Below are 25,721 nucleotides of genomic sequence, written 5' to 3'. Positions count from 1 at the left end.
CGCGTCCTCCTTGGGGAGACTAAAAAACTCCTTCGAGCCTAACCTCTCCCTCGGACACTGGGACGCATTGGCGCGGCTCAAGCCGGATCTCGTCAGCTCGGATCCCCGAGATCCACTCAGCTCAGATCAAGCTCTTGGTGTGCCACACCGTCTTGATCTCGGTGAAAGCCGCGATCCGCTCCGGCGACGCCGTCACATCACCCGGTGTGAGCACGCGCTTGAGCGTGTCAGCCGCAGCGATCTGCAGGTCAACCCATTCGAGAGCTCCGGCGCCTGCCAGGTCGAGCGCGTTGACGTCAGCGTGCGATGCGAGCCACGGCGCCATCTCTGCGGGCGATCCGGTGAGCACATTCACCACTCCCCCCGGAACATCGCTGGTAGCGAGCACCTCTGCGAAGCTGATCGCCGAAAGCGGATGCTGCTCGCTGGCCACGACGATCACCGTGTTGCCTGCCACAAGTGCAGGGGCAACCACAGAGACCAGACCAAGCAGAGCGGAGTCCTGCGGCGCGACAATCGCCACGACACCGGTCGGCTCAGGCACGGAGATGTTGAAGTACGGACCGGACACCGGGTTGGCATTGCCTGCAACCTGGGCGTACTTGTCGCACCAGCCCGCGTACCAGACCCACAGGTCGATGGCCTCGTCGACCTGCGTACCGGCCGCGGCAGCAGAAACACCCTCCTGCGCCACGATCTCGTCGATGAACTGCGCCCGCCGCCCCTCGAGGACCTCGGCGACGCGATAGAGCACTTGACCACGGTTGTATGCGGTCGCTCCTGACCATCCCTTTACCGCCGCACGGGCAGCCACCACAGCATCCCGAGCATCCTTTCGGGAGCCCTTCGCCGCGTTCGCCAGGAACGCGCCCTTCGCTGAGAGAACCTCGTAGGTGCGGCCGGACTCGCTGCGGGGGAACTTTCCGCCGATGGCGAGCTTGTACGTCTTCGGCACTGTCATTCGCTTGCTCATGCTGAGGCCCCCTTCAGGTAGGCGGTGAGACCATGTCGGCCGCCCTCGCGGCCGTATCCGGATTCCTTGTAGCCACCGAACGGGCTGGCCGGGTCGAAACGGTTGAACGTGTTCGCCCAAATGACACCGGCGCGCAGCTTGTCAGCAACGGCGAGGATGCGCGAGCCCTTGTCGGTCCAGATGCCAGCCGACAGCCCGTAGGGGGTGTTATTCGCCTTGGCAATGGCCTCGGCAGGCGTGCGGAAGGTCAGCACCGAGAGCACCGGCCCGAAGACCTCGTCACGCGCGATGCGATGGGATGCTTCGACGCCGGTGAAGATCGTCGGAGCGAACCAGAAGCCCTTCTCAGGGATGGCGCAGTCGGCTGTCCAGCGCTCTGCGCCTTCCGCCTCGCCGATGTCGCTGAGCTCGTGGATGCGAGCCAGCTGAGCGGCGGAGTTGATCGCACCGATGTCAGTGTTCTTGTCGAGCGGGTCTCCCAGACGCAACGTGGAAAGACGTGACTTCAGACGGTCAACGACCTCGTCGTGGATCGACTCTTGCACGAGGAGTCGACTGCCAGCGCAGCATACGTGCCCCTGGTTGAAGAAGATGCCGTTGACGATGCCCTCGATGGCCTGCTCAATCGGCGCATCATCGAAGACGATGTTCGCGGCCTTACCGCCGAGCTCGAGGGTGACCTTCTTCCGGGTGCCGGCGACGGCACGCGCGATGTCGCGGCCAACGCCGGTCGAGCCGGTGAACGCGACCTTGTCGACGTCAGGATGCCGCACCAGAGTGGCACCGGTGGAACCGGCACCTGTGACGATGTTCACGACACCAGCAGGCAGGTCTGCCTGCTGCAGGATCTCGGCAAAGATCAGCGCGGTCAGCGGAGTGGTCTCGGCAGGCTTGAGCACGACCGTGTTGCCCGCGGCGAGGGCGGGCGCGATCTTCCACGCGAGCATCAGCAGCGGGAAGTTCCACGGAATGATCTGTCCTGCGACGCCGAGCGCTCGTGGGTTGGCGCCGAGGCCTGCGTAATCGAGCTTGTCTGCCCAACCGGCGTAGTAGAAGAACCAGGATGCGACGAGCGGAACGTCGACGTCGCGGCTTTCCTTGATCGGCTTGCCGTTGTCAAGGCTCTCGGCGACGGCGAGTTCGCGGGCACGTTCCTGCACGAGGCGGGCGATGCGGAAGAGATACTTGCCGCGGTCGCGACCGCTCATCTTCGACCAGACCTTGTCGTACGCGCGACGAGCTGCCGCGACCGCACGATCGATGTCTTCATCGTTCGCTCCGGCGATCTCAGCAATGTGCGATTCGTCAGAGGGTGAGATGGTGTTGAAACTGGGGCCAGAGCCATCGACAAACTCGCCGTCGATAAACAGGCCGTAGCTGTCGCGCAGGTTCAGGATCGCCTTGGATTCAGGCGCGGGGGCATATTCCAGGAATGACATGTTTCTGTTCCCTTTAGTCGATCGTGACGTAGTCGGGGCCGGAGTAGTGGCCGGTGGTCAGCTTCTGACGTTGCAGCAGCACATCGTTGAGCAGGCTCGAGGCGCCGAAGCGGAACAGGTGCGGCTGCAGCCATTCCTCGCCAGCAGTCTCAGCGACGGTGACGATGTACTTGATCGCGTCCTTGGATGTGCGGATGCCACCGGCGGGCTTGACCCCGATCTTCTCGCCGGTGATGCGGTGCCAGTCGCGGACGGTCTCAAGCATGAGCAGGGTCGTCGGCAGTGTCGCCGCCGGCTGCACCTTGCCCGTGGAGGTCTTGATGAAGTCGCCCCCGGCGAGGATGCCCAGCCAGGATGCGCGCTTGATGTTGTCGTAGGTGTTCAGCTCACCGGTCTCGAGGATCACCTTGAGAGAGGCGGAGCTACCGTCTGCGCGGCGGCATGCTTCCTTGACGGCGGCGATCTGGTCGAAAACCAGGCCGTAGCGACCGGAGAGGAAAGCACCCCGGTCGATGACCATATCGATCTCGTCTGCGCCAGCCGCGACCGCCTCTGCCGTGTCGGCGAGCTTGATGGCAAGCGAGGCGCGACCGCTGGGGAACGCAGTCGCGACGGCCGCTACCGAGATCTTGCCGTCGTCCGGGTCACCGTGAACGCCGCCCAGCGCCTCAACGGCGTGACCGACCATGTCACCGTAGACGCAGACAGCCGCGACGATCGGGGTGGAGGGATCTCCCGCATCCGGAGTCTTGGCCTTGGCAACGAGCGAGCGCACCTTGCCCGGGGTATCTGCGCCCTCGAGCGTGGTGAGGTCGATCAGCGAGATGATCTTGTCGATCGCCCAGGCTTTCGACGTCGTCTTGATCGAACGTGTGCCGAGGTCGGCAGCACGCTGCTCAAGGCCGGTGGCATCTACGCCGGGCAGGCCGTGCAGGAAGCGACGCAGCGTGGCGTCATCGGGCTCTCCGCCCAGCACATCCACCGCGGAACGGCGGGCGAGTTCTTGGGTTGTCATCGTTCCTCCAACAATGCTCGGGCTGTGGTCTCATCGGTCACCAGAACGCTGCACAGGCCACTGCTGACGACTGTACGCGCGATGTCATGTTTCGCGTCCCCCGCAGTGACGAAGATCGCCTGCGCAGCACTGCGCAACCGGTCAAGGCTCACGCCGACCGTACGTGCATCGAGTTGCGGATCGACGATGTTGCCGTCTGCATCGATATAGCGGCCGAGCACATCCCCGACCGCGCCTCGACGCGCAAGTTCCTCAACGTCAGCCGACGTCAGATATCCGTTCTCGACGTGCGCCGAGGTCGCGTCGGAGGGGCCGGCCGAATAGAGGTAGGTCTGCGCATCCGCCGCCTGCTCCAAGACAGCGGAGACGGTTCGATCTGCTTCGATCGCCTGTTTCGTCTCCACACGTTCCAAAATGGCGGGGCTGGGAAGAAGTGTCGCCTGCCCGCCTGCACGCTGCGCGATGGTCATGGCCAGACTCGCGGCGCCCCCTGAGCGCCGGTTCAAGCTGACTCCCCCATTGAGCTGCACGACGGTCACGCCACTCGCCCAGCCTTCCGGCAGTGCTTCTGCGACGGCGGTGAGAGTACGGCCCCAGCTGACTGCGAGAGTGCGCGGTACCGGTCGAAGCGCCGTGAGATGATCGGCCGCGGCCTGAGCAACGCGATCGAGAGTACTGTTCTCGTCGTCCGCTACGGGAACGACGATGACGTCTGCGAGGTCGAATCGCTGAGCGAGCTCGCGCTCCAGACCCAGTCTGCGAGCACGGGGATGCACGATCTCGATACGGACGATGCCCGCCGCTCGCGCGTGCGTGAGCAGTCGCCCGACTTTCCATCGCGAGATCTTCAGAAGTGCGCCGATCTCGTCCTGCGTCTTGCTCTCGTCGTAGTAGAGCTCGGCGACACGGACCGAAAGCAGATCATCGTCCACGGCATCCTCCCCTCGTGCCCAGAATACTCGCGAACACACAGTCGCGCATGCTGATGCGCATATGAGCATCGAATGCGCTGTGCGCTGCACATTCGCGGCTTCGCGGGCGGTTCGACGCGTCGTTCAGGCGAGCGCTTCGCACGGAGATGTACAGCAAGTTCGGACGTTTTCGCGAGATTTCGCCTAGCCAAGCGCACTTCTCCGAGCGAAGCGCACACCGCGACCGGGAACGACGAAGGGCGGCAGTCAGATGACTGCCGCCCTTCGAGGAACGGATGCTACGCGCGCTTGCGCGAGGTCAGCACCTGGTCGACGATGCCGTACTCAAGAGCCTCGGCAGCAGAGAGGATGTTGTCGCGATCGATGTCGCGGTTGACCTTCTCTACTGGCTGGCCGGTGTGCTTGGCCATGGTCTCTTCGAGCCAGGTGCGCATGCGGAGGATCTCCGCCGCCTGGATCTCGATGTCGGATGCCTGCCCCTGGCCAGCCTCACCCATGGCGGGCTGGTGGATCAGGACGCGGGCGTTCGGCAACGCAAGACGCTTGCCGGGCGCGCCAGCCGCGAGCAGCACGGATGCTGCGGATGCGGCCTGTCCCAGCACGACGGTCTGGATCTGCGGCGCGACGTACTGCATCGTGTCGTAGATCGCCGTCATCGCGGTGAATGACCCACCGGGCGAATTGATGTACATCGTGATGTCACGCTCAGCGTCCTGGCTCTCCAGAACGAGAAGCTGCGCCATGACGTCATCAGCGGATGCGTCATCCACCTGCACACCGAGGAAGATCACGCGGTCTTCGAAGAGCTTGTTGTACGGGTCCTGACGCTTGAAGCCGTATGCCGTGCGCTCCTCGAACTGCGGGAGGATGTACCTGCTGGAGGGCAGGTTACCTGCGGATTGGAAAGTAGGCGTGTACATATGAGTCCTTTCGAATCCGTTACTTGTTGTCCTGATCGGTTCCGCCGCCACCAATGACGTCGGAAGCCGATTCGCGGATGTGGTCGACAAAGCCGTACTCAAGCGCCTCATCAGCCGTGAACCAACGGTCACGGTCGCCATCCTCGTTGATCTGCTCAACCGACTTGCCGGTCTGGCCCGCCGTGATCTCTGCAAGACGCTTCTTCATGGAGAGGATGAGCTGTGCCTGCGTCTGGATGTCGCTGGACGTTCCGCCGAAGCCACCGTGCGGCTGGTGCAGCAGCACACGCGCGTTCGGTGTGATGTAGCGCTTGCCCTTGGTGCCGGCGGTCAGCAGAAGCTGGCCCATGGATGCTGCCATGCCGATGCCAACGGTGACGATGTCGTTCGGTACGAACTGCATCGTGTCGTAAATCGCCATACCTGCGGTGATTGAGCCACCGGGCGAGTTGATGTAGAGGAAGATGTCCTTTTCCGAGTCCTCTGCGGCGAGAAGAAGAATCTTCGCGCAGATCTCGTTGGCGTTTGCGTCGCGCACCTCTGATCCAAGCCAGATGATGCGGTCCTTCAGCAACCTGTCGAAGACGCTCGTCGCGACGAGTGGTTCTGCAGCCATTTCAGCTCCTGTTTCCGTGTTCGGTGATTCGAATCTACCGGCGCAGACGCGGCGCTCAGGCCGTGTTCGCCGTCGGCATATCAGCGCGCCGTGCGCAGTTCGCGGGCGTATGCGGCCACGGAACTCCGGTACTGCGGGAGGAACGGTGCCAGCGTCTCCAGCGCGACCGACGCCGCGGCCACGGCGTCGCCCGCAGAGACGAGTGCCAATGCGTAGAACGCCGATGCTGCGTCAGCGAGCTCTCCGCCACGCTCGTGCTCCTCTTTCAGCATCCGAAGGCTCTCTTCGGTCTTGCCGAGATTGCGCAGCGTACTAGCGAGCTGGATGGTTGCCTGAGCGCGACGAGACTCGTCGAGAGCGCCTGCCAACGCGCGCCTGTAGTAGGACACCGCCGAGTTCTCCAGCCCCGCCGAGTCGCGCGCTCCCGCGCGTTCGAACAGTGCTATTGGATCGTCGACCGCTCGTTCAGTAGCGAGCTCATCAATGAGACGAATCCGCGCGTCATCGGTGATCGCATCATCTGCCCAGACTGCGTCGACTCGTTCCTGCCAGTCGCTCATTTTCCTCCTCATATGCGAAAAGGCGGATGCCGAAGCATCCGCCTTTCCGTCAGAATCGCGTCGCGATCACTCAGCCTTGTCGGCAACCTTCTTGGCCGGAGCCTTCTTGGCGGCGGGCTTCTTGGCGGGAGCCTTCTTCTCAGCGGGCTCTTCGTCAGCAGCCTCAGCGTCGTCCGCCTTCTTGGCGGCTGGCTTCTTCGCAGGAGCCTTCTTGGCCGGAGCCTTCTTCGCGGGCTTCTCGTCGACGGGAGCCTCAGCCTCGGCGGCCTCGTCTTCGTCGTCCACAGAGACGAGGCTCGACAGATCAACGGGCTTGCCGTTGGTGTCGACAACCTTGACCTTGCCGAGGGTGATCGCGAGAGCCTTGTTGCGGGCAACTTCGCCGGCCAGCGACGGGAGCTGGTTCGAGGACTGCAGCGCCTCGACGAACTCCTGCGGCTGCATGCCGTACTGCGAAGCCGACTGGATCAGGTACTGGCTGAGCTCTTCCTGCGAGACCTGCACGTCGGCCTGCTCGGCGATCGTGTCGAGCAGCACCTGCGTACGGAACTGCTTTTCGCTGGCAATGGTCACCTCGGCGCGGTGCTCGTCGTCCTCAAGGCGGTTCTCGCCCTCAAGGTGGTTGTGCACCTCGTCTTCGATGAGCTGCGGCGGAACAGGGATCTCGGTCAGCTCGAGCAGCGCTTCGATGAGCTTGTCGCGGGCTGCTGAGCCCTGCGAGAAGACGGCCTGCTCGTTGACGCGCTCGGCGAGGCTGTCGCGCAGCTCGGCGATCGTGTCGAACTCGCTGGCAACCTGAGCGAAGTCGTCATCAGCCTCAGGAAGCTCGCGCTCCTTGACTGCCTTGACGGTGACTGCGACCTCAGCCTCGGAACCGGCGTTGTCGCCGCCGACCAGCTTCGAGCGGAACGTGGTGTCTTCACCGGCGGTGAGCGACTCAATAGCGTCGTCGATGCCCTCGAGCAGCTCGCCAGAGCCGACCTCGTAGGAAACGCCTTCGGCGCGGTCGATCTCAGCGCCATCGATCGTGGCGACCAGGTCGAGCTCAACGAAGTCACCCTTGGCGGCCGGACGGTCAACCGGGATCAGCGTTCCGAAACGAGCGCGCAGCTTGTCGAGCTCAGCGTCCAGTGCTTCCTCGTCTGCCTCGACAGCGTCAACGGTCAGCGTGACCTCGTCGAACGCAGGAATCTCGATCTCGGGGCGAACGTCAACCTCAACCTCGACGAGCAGGTCGCCGGAGAAGTCCTTCTCGTTGGGCCACACCTTGATGTCAGCCGACGGGCGACCGACGATTCGCAGGTTGTTCTCACGTGCTGCTTCGCGGAAGAACTTGTCGAGGCCCTCGTTGACAGCGTGCTCGATGACGGCGCCGCGGCCGATGCGCTGATCGATGATCGGAGCGGGAACCTTGCCCTTGCGGAAGCCGGGGATCTGGACGTCCTGTGCAATGTGCTCATACGCGTGCGCAATGCTGGGCTTGAGTTCGTCCGGGGTGACCGTGATGCTGAGCTTGACCCGGGTCGGGGTCAGCTTCTCGACGGTGCTGTTCGCCATGCTTCGTGTTCTCCTTTGGATTTCCGCGCAACGGCGCGGCCGTGAGGTTTTAGGGGGCCGTTGTCGGGGCGACAGGATTTGAACCTGCGACTTCCCGCTCCCAAAGCGGGCGCTCTACCAAGCTGAGCTACGCCCCGGTCGGTCCCGCGTACGGGATCGGCCTCGACGAGTCTAACGGACGGGAGCCGCCTCAACGTCCGCTATGCTTGACGAGTCCGTTCTTGAACCCCTGGGTTCGGTTCGGGGCTGTAGCTTAGTGGTAAAGCCTCTGTCTTCCAAACAGATGATGCGAGTTCGATTCTCGTCAGCCCCTCCACCTCTTCCGAGGGAGGATGCGCCGTGACACAGGCACCAGCTCCTCCGATGTCAACCGCCCGCAGACTGCTTCGCGTAGTCATCGGCGTTGCGGCGCTCGGCATCGTTTGCGGGGCTATTCAGCTGATAGCGAATCTCAGCTATGACGACGCGCTCGTCGCTTTCGAATCGGTCGAATCGGATGCCGAGCGCAGTCATTCCGAATCGCTTGATGACCTCAGCATCCTTGAAAATGCCGTTGAAGCGGCCGACCGCATCACCGAGTCCGCCAGCGGAAATCTGATGGATGCCTCGCTGAAAGACGCTCTCATCACGGCCGTTGATGATGCTGAAGTCACTACGGAGGACCTCACCGCTGTCATAGCGAAGCCGGTGCCCCACGCAGCGGCCAAGCCGGACTGGGCATGGGAAATATTCGGCGCGACGATGCGGCTCAACGCCGAACGTGAGACAACTGTCCAGTTGGTCAAGAACTACGATTCCGCCGGCGACGATGCAGTCATGGCAGTGAGCGCACTAGAGGGCGCTGGCTCTCCTGCGCTGGTCTCGGCAGCTGACGCCGCAGAAGAATTTGAATCCGGCCACGTCTCCGCACGGAATCCTGACATCATCGCGCTGCGGTCCGCGACCGAGCGCGTCCGGGCGGCCGCAGACACGCTGGACAGCACCACATCCGCCGCATATTCAGATCTGGAGAGTGCGGTCGTGCAGATGCTGGCATCAGAGCACGCCGAACTCTTGGAGAAGGCAGGACCGCTCAACGACGCACGCATCGAGGTCGAGGCGTTCGCCCGCAGCCTCGCCCCTGGCCTGCTGCTCGACTTCGACTGGTCACCGCTGGTCAACGACTTCGGCTACGGCGACAGCATGGGAGGCTACGCGACCTGGTGGTTCGGCGATCCTGGCTACGCGAACATCGAGCTGTCGAATTCTGTTGCCGAGTACTGGCCGGGCGATCGCAGCAAGGCTCTTGTCGCGCACGAAGTGGGTCACGCGATCAGCGTCAGGTGCGATGGCATGTACGACGACTCATCTCAGCAGAACATCGAGAACTGGGCGACCGCCTGGGCGATCAGCATGGGCTATCTCAGCGCGTCAAACGGCACAACCACATATGGCGCTCCCCCGCAGTCACTTATCGATGCGGCGGCCGGGTGTCGTTGACATTCGTTTCTGGCGCCGCCTCGTCGCGCCGTTCTCATCGGAGTACGACAAAACCGCCACGACCCGCAGGCCGCGACGGTTCCGTCAGAGTTCAGTGGTAGCGGATCACGCCTGTCCGCGACGCTCGCGAACCTGTGTGAGGGCATCCTCGAGAAGCTGAACAGCTTCGTCGTCAGTGCGACGTTCCTTCACATACGCGAGGTGCGTCTTGTATGGCTCGTTCTTCGAGAGCGCCGGTGGGTTCGCCTTGTCTCGCCCGGCCGGGAGTCCCGACTGCGGGTGATCGATCGTTTCCGGAATCTCCTCTTCGGGGAGACCAGCGGCGAAGTGGCGAACAGTCTCGTTGCCGAGTCCGTCCCAGTAAGACACCGCAATGCGGTCGGCGTGGTAGCCGTGGTCCTGCTCACCCATCGGGCCGGAACCGACACGGGTTCCGCGGATCGCATTGCCTCCAGAGGCCATGGTCAGATCACCTCGAGCTTCGTGATGAGGCCCAGCGCGACAATGGAGATGAACCATACGAGCGCCAGGACGATGGTGAAGCGGTTGAGGTTTCGCTCCGCGAGACCGGATGAACCGACCACAGAAGTCATGCCTCCGCCGAACATGTCGGAAAGACCGCCGCCGCGGCCCTTGTGGAGAAGGATGAGGAGAGTCAGCAGGACGCTGGTGATGCCCAGCACAACCTGCAGGACGAACTCAAGAATTGCCACGAGGGAGAGCCTTTCGATGGGGCAGAGTGCCCGTGAACGTCAAGTATACGACGGAGGCGGGGCCGAAGCCCCGCCGCCGCTCATACGCCGACGTGCTTTTCGAACCGGATGATTGCGGCGAAGTCCTGGGCGACGAGGCTTGCGCCACCGACCAGCGCGCCGTCTACATCAGGCTCACGCATGAAGCTGGCGATGTTCGCTGCCTTCACCGATCCGCCATAGAGGATGCGGGTGCGTGCTGCAGCGTCCTCGTCGAGAGTCTTCGCCAGAACGCCGCGAAGCGCAGCGCAGACATCCTGCGCCTGCTGCGGAGTCGCTGCCTGACCAGAACCGATCGCCCAGACCGGCTCGTAGGCAACGACGATGTCCGCGGATGCCGGAACACCCTTGAGCGCGGCCTCGAGCTGACCGGCCGGTACGGCACTCGCGCCGAACTTCTCCAGGTCTTCTGCCGTCTCACCGACGCAGATGACCGGAACAAGACCGTGCTTCAGCGCCGCCTGCACCTTGGCCGCCACGACATCGTCACCCTCGGCGTGGTATTCACGACGCTCCGAGTGGCCGATGATGACGTACTTCGCATCGAGCTTTGCGAGGAACTCACCGGAGATCTCACCGGTGTACGCACCGGAGTCGTGTGAGGAGACATCCTGAGCGCCAAGTGCGAACGGGATCTTGTCCGCGTCAATCAGCGTCTGCACGCTGCGGAGGTCGGTGAATGGCGGGAAGACCGCGACCTCGACCGAGCCGTCCTCATGCTTAGCGTCCTTGAGTGCCCAGTGCAGCTTCTGCACGAACGCGACCGCCTGCAGGTGGTCAAGGTTCATCTTCCAGTTGCCCGCAATCAGCGGGGTACGGGTTGTTACGCCCATCCGAGCACCTCCAGGCCGGGTAGTTTCTTGCCCTCGAGGAACTCGAGGCTTGCGCCTCCGCCCGTCGAGATGTGACCGAACTGGTCATCCGAGAAGCCGAGCTGACGCACGGCTGCTGCGGAGTCGCCGCCGCCAACGACGCCGAGGCCATCAACCTCGGTGAGCGCCTGAGCGACGGCCTTGGTTCCCGCCGCGAACGCGGGGAACTCGAACACGCCCATCGGGCCGTTCCAGAACACCGTCTTCGAACCGCGGATCGCCTCGGCGAATGCCGCTGCAGTCTCTGGTCCGATGTCGAGTCCGATGCCGGAAGCACCGAACGACGTCTGCTCGATGGCATCCGCGGCAACGGTCTCGTGCGCAGCATCCGCCGCGAACGACGCCGCCACAACAACATCCGTCGGCACCACGATCTCGACGCCGCGCTCAGCGGCCTCAGCAATGTAGCCACGAACGGTGTCGAGCTGATCTTCCTCGAGGAGGCTCGCGCCGACGGCGTGCCCCTGCGCCTTCAGGAAGGTGAACAGCATCCCTCCACCGACGAGAATACGGTCGACGCGCGGCAGCAGGTGCGAGATCACACCGAGCTTGTCGCTGACCTTCGAACCCCCAAGAACAACCGTGTACGGCCGCTCTGGGTTCTCCGTGAGTCGGTCCAGCACGTCAAGCTCTGTCGCGATCAGCAGGCCGGCCGCTGACGGCAGGATCTCGGCGAGGTCGTAGACACTCGCCTGCTTGCGGTGCACGACGCCGAATCCGTCGGAAACGAGTGCATCACCCAGTTGCGCGAGCTCGGCCGCGAATGCCCGACGCGTCGCGTCATCCTTCGAGGTCTCCCCCGCGTTGAAGCGCAGGTTCTCGAGAACCACGATGCCGCCATCGTCGATGGCTGCCACAGCTTCCTGCGCGGACTCGCCGACGGTGTCGCGCGCGAACGCAACCGGCTTGCCGAGCAGCTCGGACAGTCGCTGGGCAACTGGTTCGAGACTGTACTGCGGATCAGGAGCACCATCGGGGCGACCCAGATGGGAGCACACGATGACGCGTGCTCCGGCGTTGATGAGGGCATTCAGAGTTGGCAACGAAGCACGCACACGGCCATCGTCCGTTATGACCCCGTCCCGGAGGGGGACGTTGAGGTCACAGCGGACGATGACGCGCTTGCCTTCGAGCGAACCCAGCGAATCCAGGGTGCGCAGAGTCATGACGAACTCAGATACGCTCTGCGACGTACTCGGTGAGGTCGACGAGACGGTTGGAGTAGCCCCACTCGTTGTCGTACCAGCTCGAGACCTTCACGAGGTTGCCGCTGACGTTGGTCAGCGTCGAGTCGAAGACCGACGAGTGCGCGTTGTGCACGATGTCGCTCGAGACGATCTCGTCCTCGTTGTACTGCAGGAAGCCGACCAGGCGACCGTCAGCCGCTGCCTTCTTGTATGCAGCGTTGACCTCATCGACCGTGAGGTCTTCACGCTCGGTGATGATCGTCAGGTCGACGATCGAGCCGGTGGGAACCGGCACGCGGTACGAAGAGCCGCTGAGCTTGCCGTTGAGCTCGGGGAGCACAACGCCGATCGCCTTGGCAGCACCGGTGGAAGCCGGGGTGATGTTGATTGCAGCACCACGTGCGCGGCGCAGGTCGCTGTGCGGCCCGTCCTGCAGGTTCTGGTCAGCCGTGTACGCGTGCGCCGTCATCATGAAGCCTCGAACGATGCCGAACTCGTCGTTGAAGACCTGAGCCAGCGGCGCGAGGCAGTTGGTGGTGCAGGATGCGTTGGAGATGATGTTGTGCGCAGCCGCGTCGTAGGTGTCCTCGTTCACGCCCATGACGAACGTGGCGTCGACGTCGGTGCCAGGAGCCGAGATCAGGACCTTCTTGGCGCCTGCATCGATGTGCTTCTGTGCGAGTGCACCCTTGGTGAAGAAGCCGGTCGACTCGATGACGATGTCAACACCCAGCTCACCCCAGGGGAGGTTCGAGGGGTCGCGCTCTGCGAACGCCTTGATCTTCTTGCCGTTGACAGTGATGCTGTCATCGTCGTAACTGACCTCAGCATCGAGTACGCCGCTGACGGAGTCGTACTTGAGCAGGTGCGCCAGGGTCTTGTTGTCGGTGAGGTCGTTGACCGCGACGATTTCGAGGTCTGCTCCCTGCGCGAGTGCCGCGCGGAAGTAGTTGCGTCCGATACGGCCGAAGCCGTTGATGCCGATCTTGACAGACACTAAGGTCTCTCCCTGCTTCTCGAGCGCTCTCGCGCATTTTAGATAGAGAATTCGTGGACAACGGCGTCCCGACGGGCTCGATGCCCATCAGGACGCCCGTCTTAATTACGACAGTACCAGCAGGCCGTTCGTCTGCTTACGGGCGACGTCGAAACGCTGTGCGACGTTCTCCCAGTTGGCGATGTTCCACGCTGCCTTGACGTAGTCAGCCTTCACGTTGAGGTAGTCCAGGTAGAAGGCGTGCTCCCACATGTCGAGCTGGAACAGCGGAATCGTGCCCTGGGCCGCATTCGACTGCTGGTCGAACAGCTGCTGAATGATCAGTCGCTGGCCGATCGAGTCCCAGCTGAGCACGGACCAACCCGACCCCTGGATGCCCATGGCGGTGGCAGTGAAGTGCGCCTGGAACTTCTCGAACGAGCCGAAGAACTCGTCGATAGCAGCCTTCAACTCGCCCTCGGGCGCTCCTCCACCGTTCGGGGAGAGGTTGGTCCAGAAGATCGAGTGGTTGACGTGACCGCCGAGGTTGAACGCAAGGTCTTTCTCGAGCTTGTTCACGTTGGCCAGGTTCCCGCTGTCGCGAGCCTCGGCGAGGCCGTCGAGAGCCGCGTTTGCGCCGGTGACGTATGCCTGGTGGTGCTTGTCATGGTGCAGTTCCATGATCTTGCCGCTGATGTGCGGTTCCAGCGCCGCGAAGTCGTAGGGGAGGTCAGGGAGCGTGTAGATCGCCATGTCGCTTTCATCCAATCCGCGCCGCGCCGCGGCGCTTGTCGGTCCTCCGCGCCACCGAAATGCGGCGAGGAGCAGACTTTTTCATCTTATCGACGACAACGCCCCCACGGTGGGGATCCTTCCTTCGATGACAGAAATTCATCCTGCATCGGCGTGAGGACTAGACGTCGAGGCCGACCGGGACCGCTGCTTCAGTTCCGGAGATCCCCTCCTGCTGAGCGCGCTTGTCTGCCATCGCCAAGAGGCGACGGATGCGGCCAGCGACGGCGTCCTTCGTCAGCGGTGGCTCCGCGTGATGGCCGAGCTCATCAAGACTCGCATCGCGGTGCGCGAGGCGCAGCTCACCTGCGAGGCGCAGGTGGTCAGGAACGTCCTCGGCGAGAATCTCCAGCGCCCGCTCAACACGAGCGCATGCCGCTACGGCCGCCTGCGCAGAACGTCGCAGGTTCGCATCGTCGAAATTGACGAGCCTGTTGACACCAGCGCGCACTTCGCGTCGCTGACGCATCTCTTCCCAGGTGGCTGCAGTCTTCTGCGCACCCATCTGGCTCAGAATCGATCGGATCGCTTCGCCTTCGCGCACAACCACGCGCGGCATCCCACGAACCTCGCGGGCCTTTGCTGCCACGCCGAGTCGGTGAGCGGCGCCGACGAGCGCCATGGCTGCCTCAGACGTCGGGCACGAAACCTCGAGCATTGCCGAGCGACCAGGCTCAGAGAGCGATCCCGCGGCGAGGAACGCGCCGCGCCAGAGGCCGGCGATCTCCTCACGAGATCCTGTGGTGAGCCTGTTTGGCAGCCCCCGCACGGGGCGACGGCGCTGATCGAGCAACCCGGTCTGACGCGCGAGGGTCTCCCCCGCGGCGATGACGCGGACGGCGTACCGTGGGCCATCGTGCGAGCCGGACGATTGCACCTGGGCGATCTCGGGGCGTACTCCATAGATCTCGGCAAGATCGCGAGCGACGCGGCGTGCCAACAGATCGGCATCCACCTCTGCCTCAACGGCGACACGACCGGCGATCGAGTGAAGTCCACCGGCGAACCGGAGGATTGCGGTGACTTCCGCGACTCGCACCGAGGGGGGTGCATTGCGGATGCTGACGAGTTCAGCCTTGACGTCGGTGGTTAGTGCCACGGGACTCCTTGTAAAACTTCATGCGTCGGATCGCGACGCAAAGAACTAGTTTACCCGGCGCGGCGCCGATCTATTCTCGGCCTAGGTCTCGGTGGCGCACGTTGATCGCGATCCCGGGGATCGACGACAGTCGTTTGGCGAGCGCTTCAGACATCGCGACGGAGCGATGTTTGCCGCCGGTGCATCCGATCGCGACCGTCGAGTGCCCCTTGTTCTCCCGCTGATATCCCGCGAGAACTGGCTCCAGAGCCGCCGCATATGCCTCAAGAAACTCACCGGCACCCTCGCGAGAGAGCACGTAGTCACGTACTGACTCGTCCTGGCCGGTCAGTCCGCGCAGCTCTTCGTTCCAGTAAGGGTTCGGGAGAAAACGCATATCGGCGACCAGATCCACGTCGGTCGGCAGACCATATTTGAATCCGAAGCTCAGGATCGTCAGTCGGTGCCGGGCTGCACCCTCCTCGGAGAAGGTCTCGGAGACCTGCGTCGCGAGCTGGTGAATGTTCAACGACGAAGTGTCGATGACGATGTCTGCAGCCTCTCGCACCAGCGTCAGTCGAGAACGCTCCAGACGGATGCCGTCGAGCAGCGTGCCGTCGTCCTGCAGCGGATGTGGCCTGCGCACCGACTCGAACCGACGAACGAGCACGTCGTCAGAGGCGTCGAGGAAGACCACTTTGACACTGCCACGCGAACGAAGAGCACGTGCCACTTCGGGGAAGTCGTTGAACAGATTGCGGCCACGCACATCGACGACTGCGGCAACCTTGGGAAGTGCTCCACCACCGAGTTCGGTGAGATCGAGCAGTGGGCGCAGCATCTGCGGCGGGAGGTTGTCGACGACGTACCAGTCAAGATCCTCCAGCGCATTCGCCACTGTCGAACGTCCCGCACCGGACATGCCGGTGACGATGAGGAACTCGTTCTTCTCCTCGTCGGCCATCGGTTCTCCTTCTCGCTGTGAAGGCCAGCCTATCGAGTCGCGAGGTGAGTGTGGATGCTCTGCGCCAGTGCGGGGCCGATTCCCTGCACTTCCTGAATCTGAACCGACGTCGCACTGCGCAGTGCGGTCACCGATCCGAAGTGCTTCAGCAGCACCTTGATACGTGACGCACCGAGGCCAGGAACCTCCTCGAGCACCGTGGAGATGTCGCTTCTGCGGCGCTTGCGCTGATGGATGATGGCGAACCTGTGCGCCTCATCGCGCAGCCGCTGCAGCAGATAGAGTGCCTCACTGGTGCGGGGCAGGATCACGGGGAAGTCCTCTCCCGGCAGCCACACCTCTTCCAATCGTTTCGCGATGCCGCACAGTCCGATCTCGGTGTGCCCGGAGTCGCGCAGTGCGCGGGCCGCCGCCTCTACCTGTGGCTTTCCACCGTCAACGAGCAGCAGTTGCGGCGGATACGAGAAGCGGGGCTTCTTGCGGGTCGTGACGACCTCTTCGCCGTCGGCGAGTGGGTCAGCATCCACGGCGAGCAACTCGGCATCATCCGGCCGGTCCAGGTATGCCAGACGACGCATGAGCACCTGGTACATCGAGTCAGTGTCATCCGTCGTCTCGGCGATGTTGAACGATCGGTACTGATCTTTCCGCGGCAGTCCGTCTTCGAACACGACCATGGATGCGACGACATTCGTGCCGCCGAGATGCGAAATGTCGAAGCACTCGATGCGCAGTGGCGCGGTGCCAAGGTCGAGCGCCTCCTGCAGGTCGGTGAGGGCCTGGGTGCGTGCCACGTAGTCAGTGGTGCGACGAGTCTTGTGACGAATGAGTGCCTGCTGCGCGTTGAGCGTTGCCGTACGCATCATTTCCGCACGCTGGCCACGCTGCGCCACGGCGATCTCGACCTTGCGGCCACGGCGTTCACGCAGCCACATCTCGAGCTCTGGTGCGTCGTCCGGGAGCGAGGGCACGAGCACGCGCCGCGGCACATCAACACCCTCGCCGTAGGCGCGCTGCAGCACCTGGTCGACGAGCTCGGAACCGGAGATGTCGATCTCCTTCTCGATCGTCGTCGCGCGTACTCCCCGCACGCGTCCACCGCGGATCACGAAGTGCTGCACAGTGGCCGCGAGTTCGTCCTCTGCAATGCCGAACAGATCAGCATCCTCGTCCGCAGGCAGCACAAGAGAGCTTTTTCCGAGCACAGCCGCGATCGAGGCCAGCTGGTCGCGATACTTCGCGGCCGCCTCATAATCCATGGCAGCAGAGGCCGCCAGCATCCGCTTGGTGAGTTCCTTGGCGAAACGCTCGTCTCCGCCTGCCATGAACGCGACGAAGTCATCGACCATCGCCCGGTGTTCCTCGATCGTCACCTTCATCGAGCAGGGGCCACCGCACTTGCCGATCTGCCCGGGAAAGCAGGGCCGCCCTGTCGCCATGGCGCGCTTGTAGCTAGCGTCGCTACACGTGCGGATGGGGAAAGCCTTGACCATCAGGTCGATCGTCTCGTGCACCGCCCACACCTTCGGGTACGGACCGAAGTACCGCGCTCGAGGGATCTTCCGATTGCGTGTGACCAGCACGCGGGGTGCTTCATCACCGAGCGTCACCGCCATGAACGGATAGGACTTGTCGTCCTTGTAGCGCACGTTGAACGGCGGATCGAACTCCTTGATCCACATGTACTCGAGTTGCAGCGAGTCCACGTCGGTCGGGACGACGGTCCATTCCACAGAGGCCGCGGTGGTGACCATCCTTCTGGTGCGCTCATGCAGTGTGCGCAGAGGGGCGAAGTAGTTCGAGAGCCGCTGGCGCAGGTTCTTCGCCTTGCCGACGTACAGCACACGCCCCTCAGCATCCCGGAACCGGTACACACCCGGATCAGTCGGGATCTCGCCCTGTTTGGGCTTGTAAGGTAAAACCTCGGCCATCAGCTGGCCTTCCGTGCCCCGCGTCCCGCGCCGAGGATCTCACCGAGGAACATGCCCGTGTGGCTCTCCTCAACACGAGCAATCTGCTCCGGAGTGCCGGTGGCGAGGATCTGACCGCCACCAGAGCCGCCCTCGGGTCCGAGGTCGATCACCCAATCTGCGGACTTGATCACGTCGAGGTTGTGCTCGATGACGATCACGGTATTGCCCTTGTCCACGAGAGAGTTCAACACCTCGAGGAGCTTGCGGACGTCCTCGAAGTGCAAGCCCGTGGTCGGTTCGTCGAGAACGTAGATGCTGCGGCCGTTGCTGCGGCGCTGAAGCTCTGTGGCGAGCTTGACGCGCTGCGCTTCACCGCCCGAAAGGGTAGTCGCGGACTGGCCGAGGCGCACATACCCGAGCCCCACGTCGACCAACGTCTTCATGAAGCGGTGGATCGCCTGGATGGGCTCAAAGAACTCGGCTGCCTCTGCGATCGGCATCTCCAGAACCTCAGCGATGTTCTTGCCCTTGTAGTGCACCGTGAGCGTGTCGCGGTTGTATCGCTTGCCGTGGCAGACCTCGCAGTCGACGTACACATCAGGCAGGAAGTTCATCTCGATCTTGATCGTGCCGTCGCCGGAGCATGCATCGCAACGCCCACCCTTGACGTTGAAGCTGAACCGGCCAGGCAGGTAGCCACGCACCTTCGCTTCTGGCGTCTCGCTAAACAGTGTGCGGATGCGGTCGAAGACACCGGTATACGTCGCCGGGTTCGACCGAGGGGTGCGACCGATGGGCGCCTGATCGACGTGCACCACCTTGTCGAGGTTGTCGAGCCCGGTCACGCGAGTGTGCTTGCCTGCGAGCGTGCGTGCACCGTTGAGCTTGGAGGCGAGCACCCGATAGAGGATGTCGTTGACCAGCGAAGACTTGCCTGAGCCGCTCACGCCGGTGACGGCGGTGAGCACACCCAGTGGGAAGTCGGCAGTGACGTTCTGCAGATTGTTCGCGCGCGCTCCGACGACGCTGAGCAACCGCTTCTTGTCGATCTTGCGGCGTTTCTTGGGCATCGGAATCTCACGACGTCCGGCCAGATAGTCGCCGGTCATCGACTCTGTTTCGCTGAGCAGCGCCGAGTACGGCCCCGAGTGCACGACAGAGCCGCCGTTGACTCCAGCACCAGGTCCGATATCGACGACCCAGTCGGCCGCCTCGATCGTCTCTTCATCGTGTTCAACGACGATCAACGTATTTCCGAGGTCACGCAACTTCTGCAGAGTGTCGATCAGACGTCGATTGTCGCGCTGGTGCAGGCCGATCGACGGCTCATCGAGAACGTAGAGCACACCGGTGAGCCCGGAACCGATCTGGGTCGCCAGACGGATGCGCTGCGCTTCACCGCCGGAGAGTGAGCCGGCCGCGCGACTGAGATTCAAGTATGCGAGGCCCACCTGCAACAGGAAGTCAAGACGGAGTCGAATCTCGCGCAGCACCTGAGCCGCGATCTTCGCCTCACGGTCGGTGAGACTCAGCGTCGCCATGAAATCGTGCGCGTCGGCCAGGCTCAGGTGCGAGACCTCGGCGATCGAGTGCCCGTGCACCTTGACGGCAAGCACCTCAGGCTTGAGACGGTTGCCATCGCACGCGGGGCACGGCACTTCGCGGAGGTACTCGCCCCAGCGCGCGCGCTGATTGTCGCTCTCTGCTTGCGCGTACTGACGCTCGATGTATGGCACCACACCCTCGAAGCCGGAGGCATAACGCATCTCCCGGCCGTAGCGGTTCTTCCACTTGACCGTGACCTTGTAGTTCTCGCCACGGAGAATGGCATCCTGCACGTCTACGCGCAGGTCTTTCCACGGCGTGTCGAGATCGAAGTTCAGGTCACGAGCAAGACCATCGAGGAGTCGCTCGTAGTACTGGAACAACCCCTTGCCCTGCGTCGTCCATGGGATGATGGCCCCCTCGCGGATGGAGAGTTCTTCATCGCCCAGCATCAGATCGACATCGACCGACATGCGTGTGCCGAGACCGGAACAGGTCGGGCAGGCGCCGAACGGGGCGTTGAACGAGAAGGTGCGCGGCTCGATCTCGGTGAGCGTGATCGCGTGCCCGTTGGGGCAAGCCAGATTCTCAGAATATGACTGCCAGGCGTCTTCGCCCTCCGCCTCGACGAAGTTGACCTGCACGACGCCGTCGGCGAGGCCCAGCGCGGTCTCGACGGAGTCGGTGACGCGGCCGAGAATGTCATCGGATGCGACGAGTCGGTCAACGACCACGGCGATGTCGTGCTTGTAGCTCTTCTTCAGCGTCGGCGGCTCAGCCAACTGGATGAGATCGCCGTCGACGATGGCACGCGAATAGCCCTTCGCGCCGAGCTCGCGGAACAGGTCGACGAACTCGCCCTTCTTCTGCGAGACGATCGGCGCCACGATCTGGTAGCGGGTGCGGTCTGGCAGCTCCATGAGCTGATCCGCGATCTGCTGCACCGTCTGGCGCTGGATCTTCTCCCCGCATTCCGGACAGTGCGGGATGCCGATGCGCGCCCAGAGCAGACGCATGTAGTCATAGATCTCGGTGATCGTGCCGACCGTCGAGCGCGGGTTACGGTTCGTCGATTTCTGATCGATCGACACTGCGGGGCTTAGCCCCTCGATGAAGTCGACGTCAGGACGGTCGACCTGTCCGAGGAACTGCCGCGCGTAGGCGCTCAGCGATTCGACGTAACGACGCTGGCCTTCGGCGAAGATCGTGTCGAAAGCGAGACTGGACTTCCCGGATCCGGACAGGCCGGTGAACACGACGAGCGAGTCGCGTGGGATATCGATGTCGACGTTCTTGAGGTTGTGGACGCGGGCACCGCGAACACTGAGTTTTCCGGCGCTGACTACGGGGACAATAGGCACCGAACAAGTCTACGAGGGGCCACAGACATTGGCTCCGCTACAACGTTCAGGAACGCCGCTCAGCGCGTTTCGTCCGCAGCAGGAACAGGATCGCGAATGACACCAGCGCGCTGGCCCCGATGATCGCCGCGCCGGCCACGGTCACTACCCCTGAGAGGAACGCCAGCATCACCAGCAGCGTCAGCGGTTGAGCGATGAGTTGGATGAGCAGCACACGGCGCATGCTCGGCCACAGGGCTGCGAGCACCACCCGAGAACGCCACGGGATCACCAATAGCAGCGACGACACGACATGGATGATGTGCACGGCGAGCACAGCGACCATTGCCCGCCAGATGCTGGGATCGTTCATCAACATTCCGACGGCGACGCCTGCGATCGAGAACCATCCGCCGAAGCTCTGCGGCACGATCACGCCCAACACAGCTGCCGCCACGACGGCGATCTGCCAGCCGGTCACCGGCACAAGCAGGAAGGCCACGACAGAGACAAACACGATGAACAATGCACGCAGTCCGACCGCTGAAATCGAAGCGGCGGTGCGAAGTCGATCGTTCGTGCGACGGAGTCCGCTCATTGTCTGGTCCTCGCCATCGCGCGCAACGCCGCTCCCACGTCGTTCCCCCACGCCGCTGTGTCGACGCCGGCGTTGCCCAGGTCGTGCAGCACTTCTTCGCGCTCGGCCAGGACGGTGCGCAGCGCCACCTGCTGTTCTCTGCTCAGCCTCGCGCGATCAAGCACCGGCAAGATGTCGACCGCGACCACACGATGTCCTGCTGCCCGCCACATTAGGGCGATATCGGATGCCGCACCGTCGAAGAACGTCGAGAGCACGAAGATCACCGAACCGTGAGGCACCGGCGGTGTCCGGCGAAATCGCGTATCTTCGCCGGCCTGTCCGGTCGCGGCGATCGCCGCTTCGACGCGGGCCAGATGCCGGGCGCCAGCCCCACTGCGCACCGAACGCCCGCCATGCATGAGCACGTGCAGTGTCACTCGGTCCCCCGCGGCGATAGCGGCGGTGGCAATCGACCGTGCCGCCTGCCGCGAGAGATCAAGCGAGGTCACGCCACTGCGTTCCAGATCACCGCTCCCCCACGTCGCCACCGCAGCGCCCAGATCATCTGCCGTGTCCATTGCGATGACGACAGTCGCGTCGCTCAGAGTGTTCGTGCGTCGCACCATCAGATCGCCTGGCCGGCGCGCCATGCGAGCGGTGGCACGCCAGTCCACACGACGCAGCTCATCCCCTGGAACGAATTGATGGATATCTCGGAAGTCGCCGCCCTGGCCCTGCCGCCGCCCTTCATGACTGCCGTGCATGCCGGTCAGTCTTGGCGATAGTGGCAGCAACGGCAGCGAAGTCTCAGCGGGAGCGATGCTGCGGACAGACTGTGTGATCGCCGTTGCAGCGCCGAGCACCGCGCCATCGACGGAGAGTCCCCGAGCGGATGCCTTCACCGCGGTGACGGGCCCCGAGTGCAGCGACCGACTGAGCGAGATCACAGACGCGCCGCCGACGGGCACAAGCAGATGGCGTCGACGCCGCTCTGACTGCACCACGACGAGTTCGGCCAGCTCCGCGTCCCCCGTGACGTTGATCTCGGTGCGCAGGACTCCGTCGTCGTTTTCGGCGGGCAGCGCCCTCAGCGTGACCGCAACTGATTCCGCATCATGGCGCCGATTCAGCGCCGCTCCGCTCAGCAACGCCAGCGGCATTCCCATCGCAACGACGTCGGGCCGCGAGAAGATCAGTCCCAAACCAGCGAGCGCAGCAGCACAGGCGAAGGCGAGCACCAGCCCAGGCCCCCAGCGGCTCTGCATAGAACCGACCTTCACGCCGGCGCACCCACCGTCGGCGGCACTGGCACCTGACTCACAATGCCCTGAATCACCTGCTCGGCGCTGACCCCCTGCGCCCAAGCCTGCGGCGTCAGAGTCAGGCGATGCGCGAGCACCGGCACAGCGATTCGCTTGATGTCATCGGGGCGCACAAACTCGCGGCCGTCCAGCGCAGCGAGAGCGCGGCCGAGCAGAAGCAGTCCCAACGATCCGCGCGGCGACGCTCCGACTGCGACGTTCTGCGCGTGACGTGTGGCGCGGGCGATATCCACGCAGTATCGCGCGATGTCCGGATGCACGTGGATCGCTTCGACGGCCTGCTGCACTTCGACGAGCCGCGCCGCATCGATCACCGGCGCCACGCTGGTTGCCTCCTGCTGACGAGCGATGCGGTTCATCAGAATTTGAGTCTCGCCGGCCTCCTCCGGGTATCCCACAGACAGTCGCACCATGAAGCGATCAAGCTGTGCCTCCGGCAGGGCATACGTGCCTTCGTATTCAATCGGGTTCGACGTCGCGATCACGTGGAAGGGCGCGGCGAGCGGAAAGCTGTTGCCCTCAACGGTCACCTGGCGCTCCGCCATCGCCTCCAACATGGCCGATTGTGTCTTAGGTGTCGTGCGGTTGATCTCGTCGGCAAGCAGCAGACCGGTGAAGATCGGCCCGGGGCGAAATACGAACTCGCCGGTATCCGGCGCGTAGACATACGACCCTGTCACGTCTCCAGGGAGCATGTCCGGCGTGCATTGCAGGCGACGGAAGTCGAGACCGAGAGCGGATGCCAAGCTTCTGGCCGCGAGCGTTTTGCCAAGTCCAGGCACATCTTCGAACAGCACGTGACCGCCGGCGAGAATGGTCGCCAGTGCGATCTCGACCGGGTTGTCCATCCCGACCACGACGGTGCGAACGGCGGCGAGGATCTGAGCACCGGTTTCTGCGATCGAGGTGTCCCGGGCGATCGAGGTGTTCTCGGTCATTTCTTCTCCTTCGTCGGTGAAAGCCTGTCGATGGTATCCAGAGCGCGTTCGAGGTCTTGGCGCTTCGTTCCAGGTCCGACGAGCCGATCCCAGACGTCGATCCCCACCAGCGCGTCGATCTGATTCCGGTGCTCAGGATTCTCGGTGTCGAGCCCATGGCGCCGCAAGCCGCGACTGAGCGTTCTGCGCACCCGACGGGTGATGAGCTCACCGGCATGTCCCGTGCTCGGATTCAGAGACCATGCCATCTGTGCGATCGCGGTGCCGCGACGCTCGGGCCCGGCAGGGATGTCAGGCGCATCGACTCTGGGGTCATCCGGGAGTGCAAGCTGTGACAGCAGCGCCAGGAGTCCGGCGAGCACAGCCCATGCGATCGCGAACACCAGTTCCACGCCGACGGCGAAGAACAGAATGAGCGCCACAACACCGGCAACCGCGAGCGCGACAAAGATTCGAGAACGCGTCATCGCCACCCCTCCTCGATGATCCGGAGCGCGGCGCGTGCGCTGTCGCGGTCGTCCTCGCCGGCTGTATGGCCGCCGAAGCGGACGCTCTCGTACAGTCGCAGCAGCTCCTGCGCGGCATCTGAGATGCCCTCACGGCGGGTGATGATGCGCAACGCGAACTCTGATGGTGTTTCGCTCACGCCGCGTGCGATCCCCGCATCGGCTGCACTCTCCTCGAGGCCGACCCACGCTGCGATGATCGCGTCGGTCGGAACAACGCGCTCATCGATGATCCGCAGCGCACCTTCGATGCCGCGACGGATCACCGGAGCTGCAGCGTCAGGTTCTTCGGGCAGCGCTTGCTCTTCGAGGTCTTGGCCGACCTCGCTCCCATCGCGGATGCGCATGGGACGATCGCGCCATGCGCGCATCAGCGCGCGAACCACCAGCACGATGATCGCGATCGCGGCAGCGCTCGCAAGCACAATGAAGATGATCCCGATGATTGCGCTGACGATGTCTGAGTTCGACTCCGGAAGCGGAGTCGGTGTGCCCGTCGGCATCGGTTCGGTGGTCGCTTGGAGAGGCGGAGTATCGCGCGGTTCAAGGTCCGGAGGGTTGATCTCAGGGATCCCCTGCACGGATGCCGCGATCATGACGATCAGAAACAGACCGGCGACAGAGCCGAAGAGTGCGAGCCGCTTCACGCCACGCACCGACCATAGATCGGTGTGACGCAGCGCATGTCCTCACCCTATGGGGTGGGCGCAAGTCACTTGTCCACGCGACCAGAAAATGGGGATAACCCGTCACGGAGAGTCGCGACCTGCTCGACGTTCATGTGCACCGCGGCCATCACCTGGTGCGGCACATCGACAGCGCGGGCGCGAAGTGCTCTTCCCGCATCGGTGAGTGTGATGTCGAGGCGACGCTCATCTGCGCTGCTGCGTTCGCGCGCAATGAGTCCCTCTTTCTCTAGCCTTTTGACCAGCGGCGAGGCAGTTGCGGAGTCGAGGGCGAGGTCGGCCGCAAGATCGTTCAGTGTTCGGGGCGACCGCTCCCACAGAGCCAGCATCACCAGGTACTGCGGATGGGTGAGCCCCAGCGGCTCGAGGATCGGCCGATAGATCGATACGACGTTGCGGGCTGCCGTCACGAGTGCAAAGCAGAGCTGGTTCTCCAGCTTGAGCAGGTCATCGGAACTCTTCACAGTTCGATTATACATATGGCGCTAATAATTAGTACACTAAGCATCATGGAGAACAGTTCAAATCGAGTGCCCCTTCGCACACGTATCCGCGAAGCGGGCGGACTGTACAGGTGGTTCAACTCAAACCTGATCCGCCTTGCAGGTCCGGCCGCGGTCGGCCCGTACGAGTCGACGCCGCCACCCAGTGCGGCGGAGCGCGCTGAGCGTGCATGTCCGCTGTGTGGCCACCCCATGACTGAGCATGAGATCGATCGCTCCGGCACGAAGCCGCTCATGCACTGCCCGCGATAGCGCACGCTTCGGAGTGACTCAATC

The 25,721-nt window shown here is 63.5% G+C and carries 26 protein-coding genes and 2 tRNA genes; 3 read left to right on the top strand and 25 right to left on the bottom strand.

Annotation, left to right across the window (positions count from 1 at the left end; genetic code table 11):
• Positions 1–121 precede the first annotated feature (121 nt).
• The 9 genes from AC1C2Q_RS16620 to AC1C2Q_RS16580 form a co-directional block, all read right to left on the bottom strand.
• The gene (locus tag AC1C2Q_RS16620; RefSeq protein ID WP_495451030.1) at positions 122–973 is read right to left on the bottom strand and encodes an aldehyde dehydrogenase family protein; all 852 of its coding nucleotides are present in this window, start codon (positions 971–973) and stop codon (positions 122–124) included.
• Complete coding sequence (locus AC1C2Q_RS16615) at positions 970–2,412, bottom strand: aldehyde dehydrogenase family protein (RefSeq protein ID WP_495428541.1); 1,443 nt, start codon at positions 2,410–2,412, stop codon at positions 970–972. Before AC1C2Q_RS16615 ends, AC1C2Q_RS16620 begins: the two co-directional genes overlap by 4 nt.
• A 13-nt stretch (positions 2,413–2,425) precedes the next feature.
• Positions 2,426–3,427, bottom strand: coding sequence for a deoxyribose-phosphate aldolase (gene deoC, locus AC1C2Q_RS16610; RefSeq protein ID WP_495451029.1), 1,002 nt, complete (start codon positions 3,425–3,427; stop codon positions 2,426–2,428).
• Positions 3,424–4,359, bottom strand: a complete 936-nt coding sequence (locus AC1C2Q_RS16605; protein WP_495451028.1) for a sugar-binding transcriptional regulator — start codon at positions 4,357–4,359, stop codon at positions 3,424–3,426. The genes deoC and AC1C2Q_RS16605 overlap by 4 nt, the downstream gene beginning before the upstream one ends.
• Before the next feature lie 278 nt (positions 4,360–4,637).
• Positions 4,638–5,279: an ATP-dependent Clp protease proteolytic subunit gene (locus AC1C2Q_RS16600; RefSeq protein ID WP_495428538.1), complete on the bottom strand. Its 642-nt coding sequence runs from the start codon at positions 5,277–5,279 to the stop codon at positions 4,638–4,640.
• 19 nt (positions 5,280–5,298) lie between these two features.
• Positions 5,299–5,895 (bottom strand): ATP-dependent Clp protease proteolytic subunit, encoded by a 597-nt coding sequence (locus tag AC1C2Q_RS16595; RefSeq protein WP_439277881.1) that lies wholly within the window; start codon positions 5,893–5,895, stop codon positions 5,299–5,301.
• An 80-nt stretch (positions 5,896–5,975) separates the two neighbouring features.
• Complete coding sequence (locus AC1C2Q_RS16590) at positions 5,976–6,455, bottom strand: tetratricopeptide repeat protein (RefSeq protein WP_495451026.1); 480 nt, start codon at positions 6,453–6,455, stop codon at positions 5,976–5,978.
• A gap of 66 nt (positions 6,456–6,521) precedes the next feature.
• A complete protein-coding gene (tig, locus tag AC1C2Q_RS16585; protein WP_495451025.1) occupies positions 6,522–8,012 on the bottom strand; it encodes a trigger factor in 1,491 nt (496 codons plus the stop codon).
• Positions 8,013–8,075: 63 nt separating this feature from the next.
• Positions 8,076–8,149: transfer RNA gene (locus tag AC1C2Q_RS16580), tRNA-Pro, on the bottom strand.
• A gap of 105 nt (positions 8,150–8,254) precedes the next feature.
• On the opposite strand from AC1C2Q_RS16580, the gene AC1C2Q_RS16575 reads away from it, so the two are divergent.
• Together AC1C2Q_RS16575 and AC1C2Q_RS16570 are read left to right on the top strand one after the other, a co-directional pair.
• Positions 8,255–8,328: transfer RNA gene (locus AC1C2Q_RS16575), tRNA-Gly, on the top strand.
• 23 nt (positions 8,329–8,351) lie between these two features.
• Positions 8,352–9,491, top strand: coding sequence for a hypothetical protein (locus tag AC1C2Q_RS16570; RefSeq protein ID WP_495451023.1), 1,140 nt, complete (start codon positions 8,352–8,354; stop codon positions 9,489–9,491).
• Between the two features lie 105 nt (positions 9,492–9,596).
• Here AC1C2Q_RS16570 and AC1C2Q_RS16565 read toward each other — a convergent pair whose 3' ends face one another.
• The 16 genes from AC1C2Q_RS16565 to AC1C2Q_RS16490 all read right to left on the bottom strand — a co-directional run bounded on the left by AC1C2Q_RS16565 (position 9,597) and on the right by AC1C2Q_RS16490 (position 25,406).
• Entirely contained in the window at positions 9,597–9,953 is a 357-nt protein-coding gene (locus tag AC1C2Q_RS16565) for an RNA polymerase-binding protein RbpA (protein ID WP_495428534.1), read from the bottom strand.
• A 2-nt stretch (positions 9,954–9,955) separates the two neighbouring features.
• The gene (gene secG / locus AC1C2Q_RS16560) at positions 9,956–10,204 is read right to left on the bottom strand and encodes a preprotein translocase subunit SecG (RefSeq protein ID WP_495428533.1); all 249 of its coding nucleotides are present in this window, start codon (positions 10,202–10,204) and stop codon (positions 9,956–9,958) included.
• An 80-nt stretch (positions 10,205–10,284) separates the two neighbouring features.
• Positions 10,285–11,076, bottom strand: a complete 792-nt coding sequence (gene tpiA, locus AC1C2Q_RS16555; protein ID WP_495428532.1) for a triose-phosphate isomerase — start codon at positions 11,074–11,076, stop codon at positions 10,285–10,287.
• Positions 11,067–12,281: a phosphoglycerate kinase gene (locus AC1C2Q_RS16550; RefSeq protein WP_495428531.1), complete on the bottom strand. Its 1,215-nt coding sequence runs from the start codon at positions 12,279–12,281 to the stop codon at positions 11,067–11,069. The genes tpiA and AC1C2Q_RS16550 overlap by 10 nt, the downstream gene beginning before the upstream one ends.
• A 7-nt stretch (positions 12,282–12,288) precedes the next feature.
• Positions 12,289–13,299 (bottom strand): type I glyceraldehyde-3-phosphate dehydrogenase, encoded by a 1,011-nt coding sequence (gap, locus tag AC1C2Q_RS16545; RefSeq protein WP_495451021.1) that lies wholly within the window; start codon positions 13,297–13,299, stop codon positions 12,289–12,291.
• Positions 13,300–13,404: 105 nt separating this feature from the next.
• Positions 13,405–14,031, bottom strand: a complete 627-nt coding sequence (locus AC1C2Q_RS16540; protein ID WP_495428529.1) for a superoxide dismutase — start codon at positions 14,029–14,031, stop codon at positions 13,405–13,407.
• 160 nt (positions 14,032–14,191) lie between these two features.
• Complete coding sequence (whiA, locus tag AC1C2Q_RS16535; RefSeq protein ID WP_495428528.1) at positions 14,192–15,169, bottom strand: DNA-binding protein WhiA; 978 nt, start codon at positions 15,167–15,169, stop codon at positions 14,192–14,194.
• 70 nt (positions 15,170–15,239) lie between these two features.
• Positions 15,240–16,112 (bottom strand): RNase adapter RapZ, encoded by an 873-nt coding sequence (gene rapZ / locus AC1C2Q_RS16530; RefSeq protein WP_495428527.1) that lies wholly within the window; start codon positions 16,110–16,112, stop codon positions 15,240–15,242.
• Between the two features lie 29 nt (positions 16,113–16,141).
• Positions 16,142–18,043 carry an excinuclease ABC subunit UvrC gene (gene uvrC / locus AC1C2Q_RS16525; RefSeq protein WP_495451020.1) on the bottom strand — a complete coding sequence of 634 codons (1,902 nt, stop codon included), beginning with the start codon at positions 18,041–18,043 and terminating at the stop codon, positions 16,142–16,144.
• Positions 18,043–20,931: an excinuclease ABC subunit UvrA gene (gene uvrA / locus AC1C2Q_RS16520; RefSeq protein WP_495428525.1), complete on the bottom strand. Its 2,889-nt coding sequence runs from the start codon at positions 20,929–20,931 to the stop codon at positions 18,043–18,045. Before uvrA ends, uvrC begins: the two co-directional genes overlap by 1 nt.
• A 46-nt stretch (positions 20,932–20,977) precedes the next feature.
• On the bottom strand, positions 20,978–21,508 hold the full coding sequence (locus AC1C2Q_RS16515; RefSeq protein WP_495451019.1) for a hypothetical protein: 531 nt from the start codon (positions 21,506–21,508) through the stop codon (positions 20,978–20,980).
• The gene (locus AC1C2Q_RS16510) at positions 21,505–22,755 is read right to left on the bottom strand and encodes a DUF58 domain-containing protein (protein ID WP_495451018.1); all 1,251 of its coding nucleotides are present in this window, start codon (positions 22,753–22,755) and stop codon (positions 21,505–21,507) included. The genes AC1C2Q_RS16515 and AC1C2Q_RS16510 overlap by 4 nt, the downstream gene beginning before the upstream one ends.
• An 11-nt stretch (positions 22,756–22,766) precedes the next feature.
• Positions 22,767–23,750 (bottom strand): AAA family ATPase, encoded by a 984-nt coding sequence (locus tag AC1C2Q_RS16505; protein ID WP_495451017.1) that lies wholly within the window; start codon positions 23,748–23,750, stop codon positions 22,767–22,769.
• A complete protein-coding gene (locus AC1C2Q_RS16500) occupies positions 23,747–24,217 on the bottom strand; it encodes a hypothetical protein (protein WP_495451016.1) in 471 nt (156 codons plus the stop codon). Before AC1C2Q_RS16500 ends, AC1C2Q_RS16505 begins: the two co-directional genes overlap by 4 nt.
• A complete protein-coding gene (locus AC1C2Q_RS16495; RefSeq protein ID WP_495451015.1) occupies positions 24,214–24,903 on the bottom strand; it encodes a DUF4129 domain-containing protein in 690 nt (229 codons plus the stop codon). Before AC1C2Q_RS16495 ends, AC1C2Q_RS16500 begins: the two co-directional genes overlap by 4 nt.
• 65 nt (positions 24,904–24,968) lie before the next feature.
• A complete protein-coding gene (locus tag AC1C2Q_RS16490) occupies positions 24,969–25,406 on the bottom strand; it encodes a MarR family winged helix-turn-helix transcriptional regulator (protein WP_495428519.1) in 438 nt (145 codons plus the stop codon).
• Positions 25,407–25,451: 45 nt separating this feature from the next.
• On the opposite strand from AC1C2Q_RS16490, the gene AC1C2Q_RS16485 reads away from it, so the two are divergent.
• Positions 25,452–25,697 carry a hypothetical protein gene (locus AC1C2Q_RS16485; RefSeq protein WP_495451014.1) on the top strand — a complete coding sequence of 82 codons (246 nt, stop codon included), beginning with the start codon at positions 25,452–25,454 and terminating at the stop codon, positions 25,695–25,697.
• Positions 25,698–25,721 lie beyond the last annotated feature (24 nt).

It is taken from the genome of Microbacterium sp. Y356, assembly GCF_059445355.1.
The sequence above is the reverse complement of the archived record's forward strand: the minus strand, read 5'-3'. Positions and strand labels throughout refer to the sequence as shown.

Bases quoted from the DNA above. Each gene is read 5' to 3' on its own strand.
- AC1C2Q_RS16620 (WP_495451030.1), bottom strand. From the start codon at position 973: ATGAGCAAGCGAATGACAGTGCCGAAGACGTACAAGCTCGCCATCGGC.
- AC1C2Q_RS16615 (WP_495428541.1), bottom strand. From the start codon at position 2,412: ATGTCATTCCTGGAATATGCCCCCGCGCCTGAATCCAAGGCGATCCTG.
- deoC (WP_495451029.1), bottom strand. From the start codon at position 3,427: ATGACAACCCAAGAACTCGCCCGCCGTTCCGCGGTGGATGTGCTGGGC.
- AC1C2Q_RS16600 (WP_495428538.1), bottom strand. From the start codon at position 5,279: ATGTACACGCCTACTTTCCAATCCGCAGGTAACCTGCCCTCCAGCAGG.
- AC1C2Q_RS16595 (WP_439277881.1), bottom strand. From the start codon at position 5,895: ATGGCTGCAGAACCACTCGTCGCGACGAGCGTCTTCGACAGGTTGCTG.
- AC1C2Q_RS16590 (WP_495451026.1), bottom strand. From the start codon at position 6,455: ATGAGCGACTGGCAGGAACGAGTCGACGCAGTCTGGGCAGATGATGCG.
- tig (WP_495451025.1), bottom strand. From the start codon at position 8,012: ATGGCGAACAGCACCGTCGAGAAGCTGACCCCGACCCGGGTCAAGCTC.
- AC1C2Q_RS16565 (WP_495428534.1), bottom strand. From the start codon at position 9,953: ATGGCCTCTGGAGGCAATGCGATCCGCGGAACCCGTGTCGGTTCCGGC.
- tpiA (WP_495428532.1), bottom strand. From the start codon at position 11,076: ATGGGCGTAACAACCCGTACCCCGCTGATTGCGGGCAACTGGAAGATG.
- AC1C2Q_RS16550 (WP_495428531.1), bottom strand. From the start codon at position 12,281: ATGACTCTGCGCACCCTGGATTCGCTGGGTTCGCTCGAAGGCAAGCGC.
- AC1C2Q_RS16540 (WP_495428529.1), bottom strand. From the start codon at position 14,031: ATGGCGATCTACACGCTCCCTGACCTCCCCTACGACTTCGCGGCGCTG.
- rapZ (WP_495428527.1), bottom strand. From the start codon at position 16,112: ATGGCCGACGAGGAGAAGAACGAGTTCCTCATCGTCACCGGCATGTCC.
- uvrC (WP_495451020.1), bottom strand. From the start codon at position 18,043: ATGGCCGAGGTTTTACCTTACAAGCCCAAACAGGGCGAGATCCCGACT.
- AC1C2Q_RS16515 (WP_495451019.1), bottom strand. From the start codon at position 21,508: ATGAGCGGACTCCGTCGCACGAACGATCGACTTCGCACCGCCGCTTCG.
- AC1C2Q_RS16510 (WP_495451018.1), bottom strand. From the start codon at position 22,755: ATGCAGAGCCGCTGGGGGCCTGGGCTGGTGCTCGCCTTCGCCTGTGCT.
- AC1C2Q_RS16505 (WP_495451017.1), bottom strand. From the start codon at position 23,750: ATGACCGAGAACACCTCGATCGCCCGGGACACCTCGATCGCAGAAACC.
- AC1C2Q_RS16500 (WP_495451016.1), bottom strand. From the start codon at position 24,217: ATGACGCGTTCTCGAATCTTTGTCGCGCTCGCGGTTGCCGGTGTTGTG.
- AC1C2Q_RS16485 (WP_495451014.1), top strand. From the start codon at position 25,452: ATGGAGAACAGTTCAAATCGAGTGCCCCTTCGCACACGTATCCGCGAA.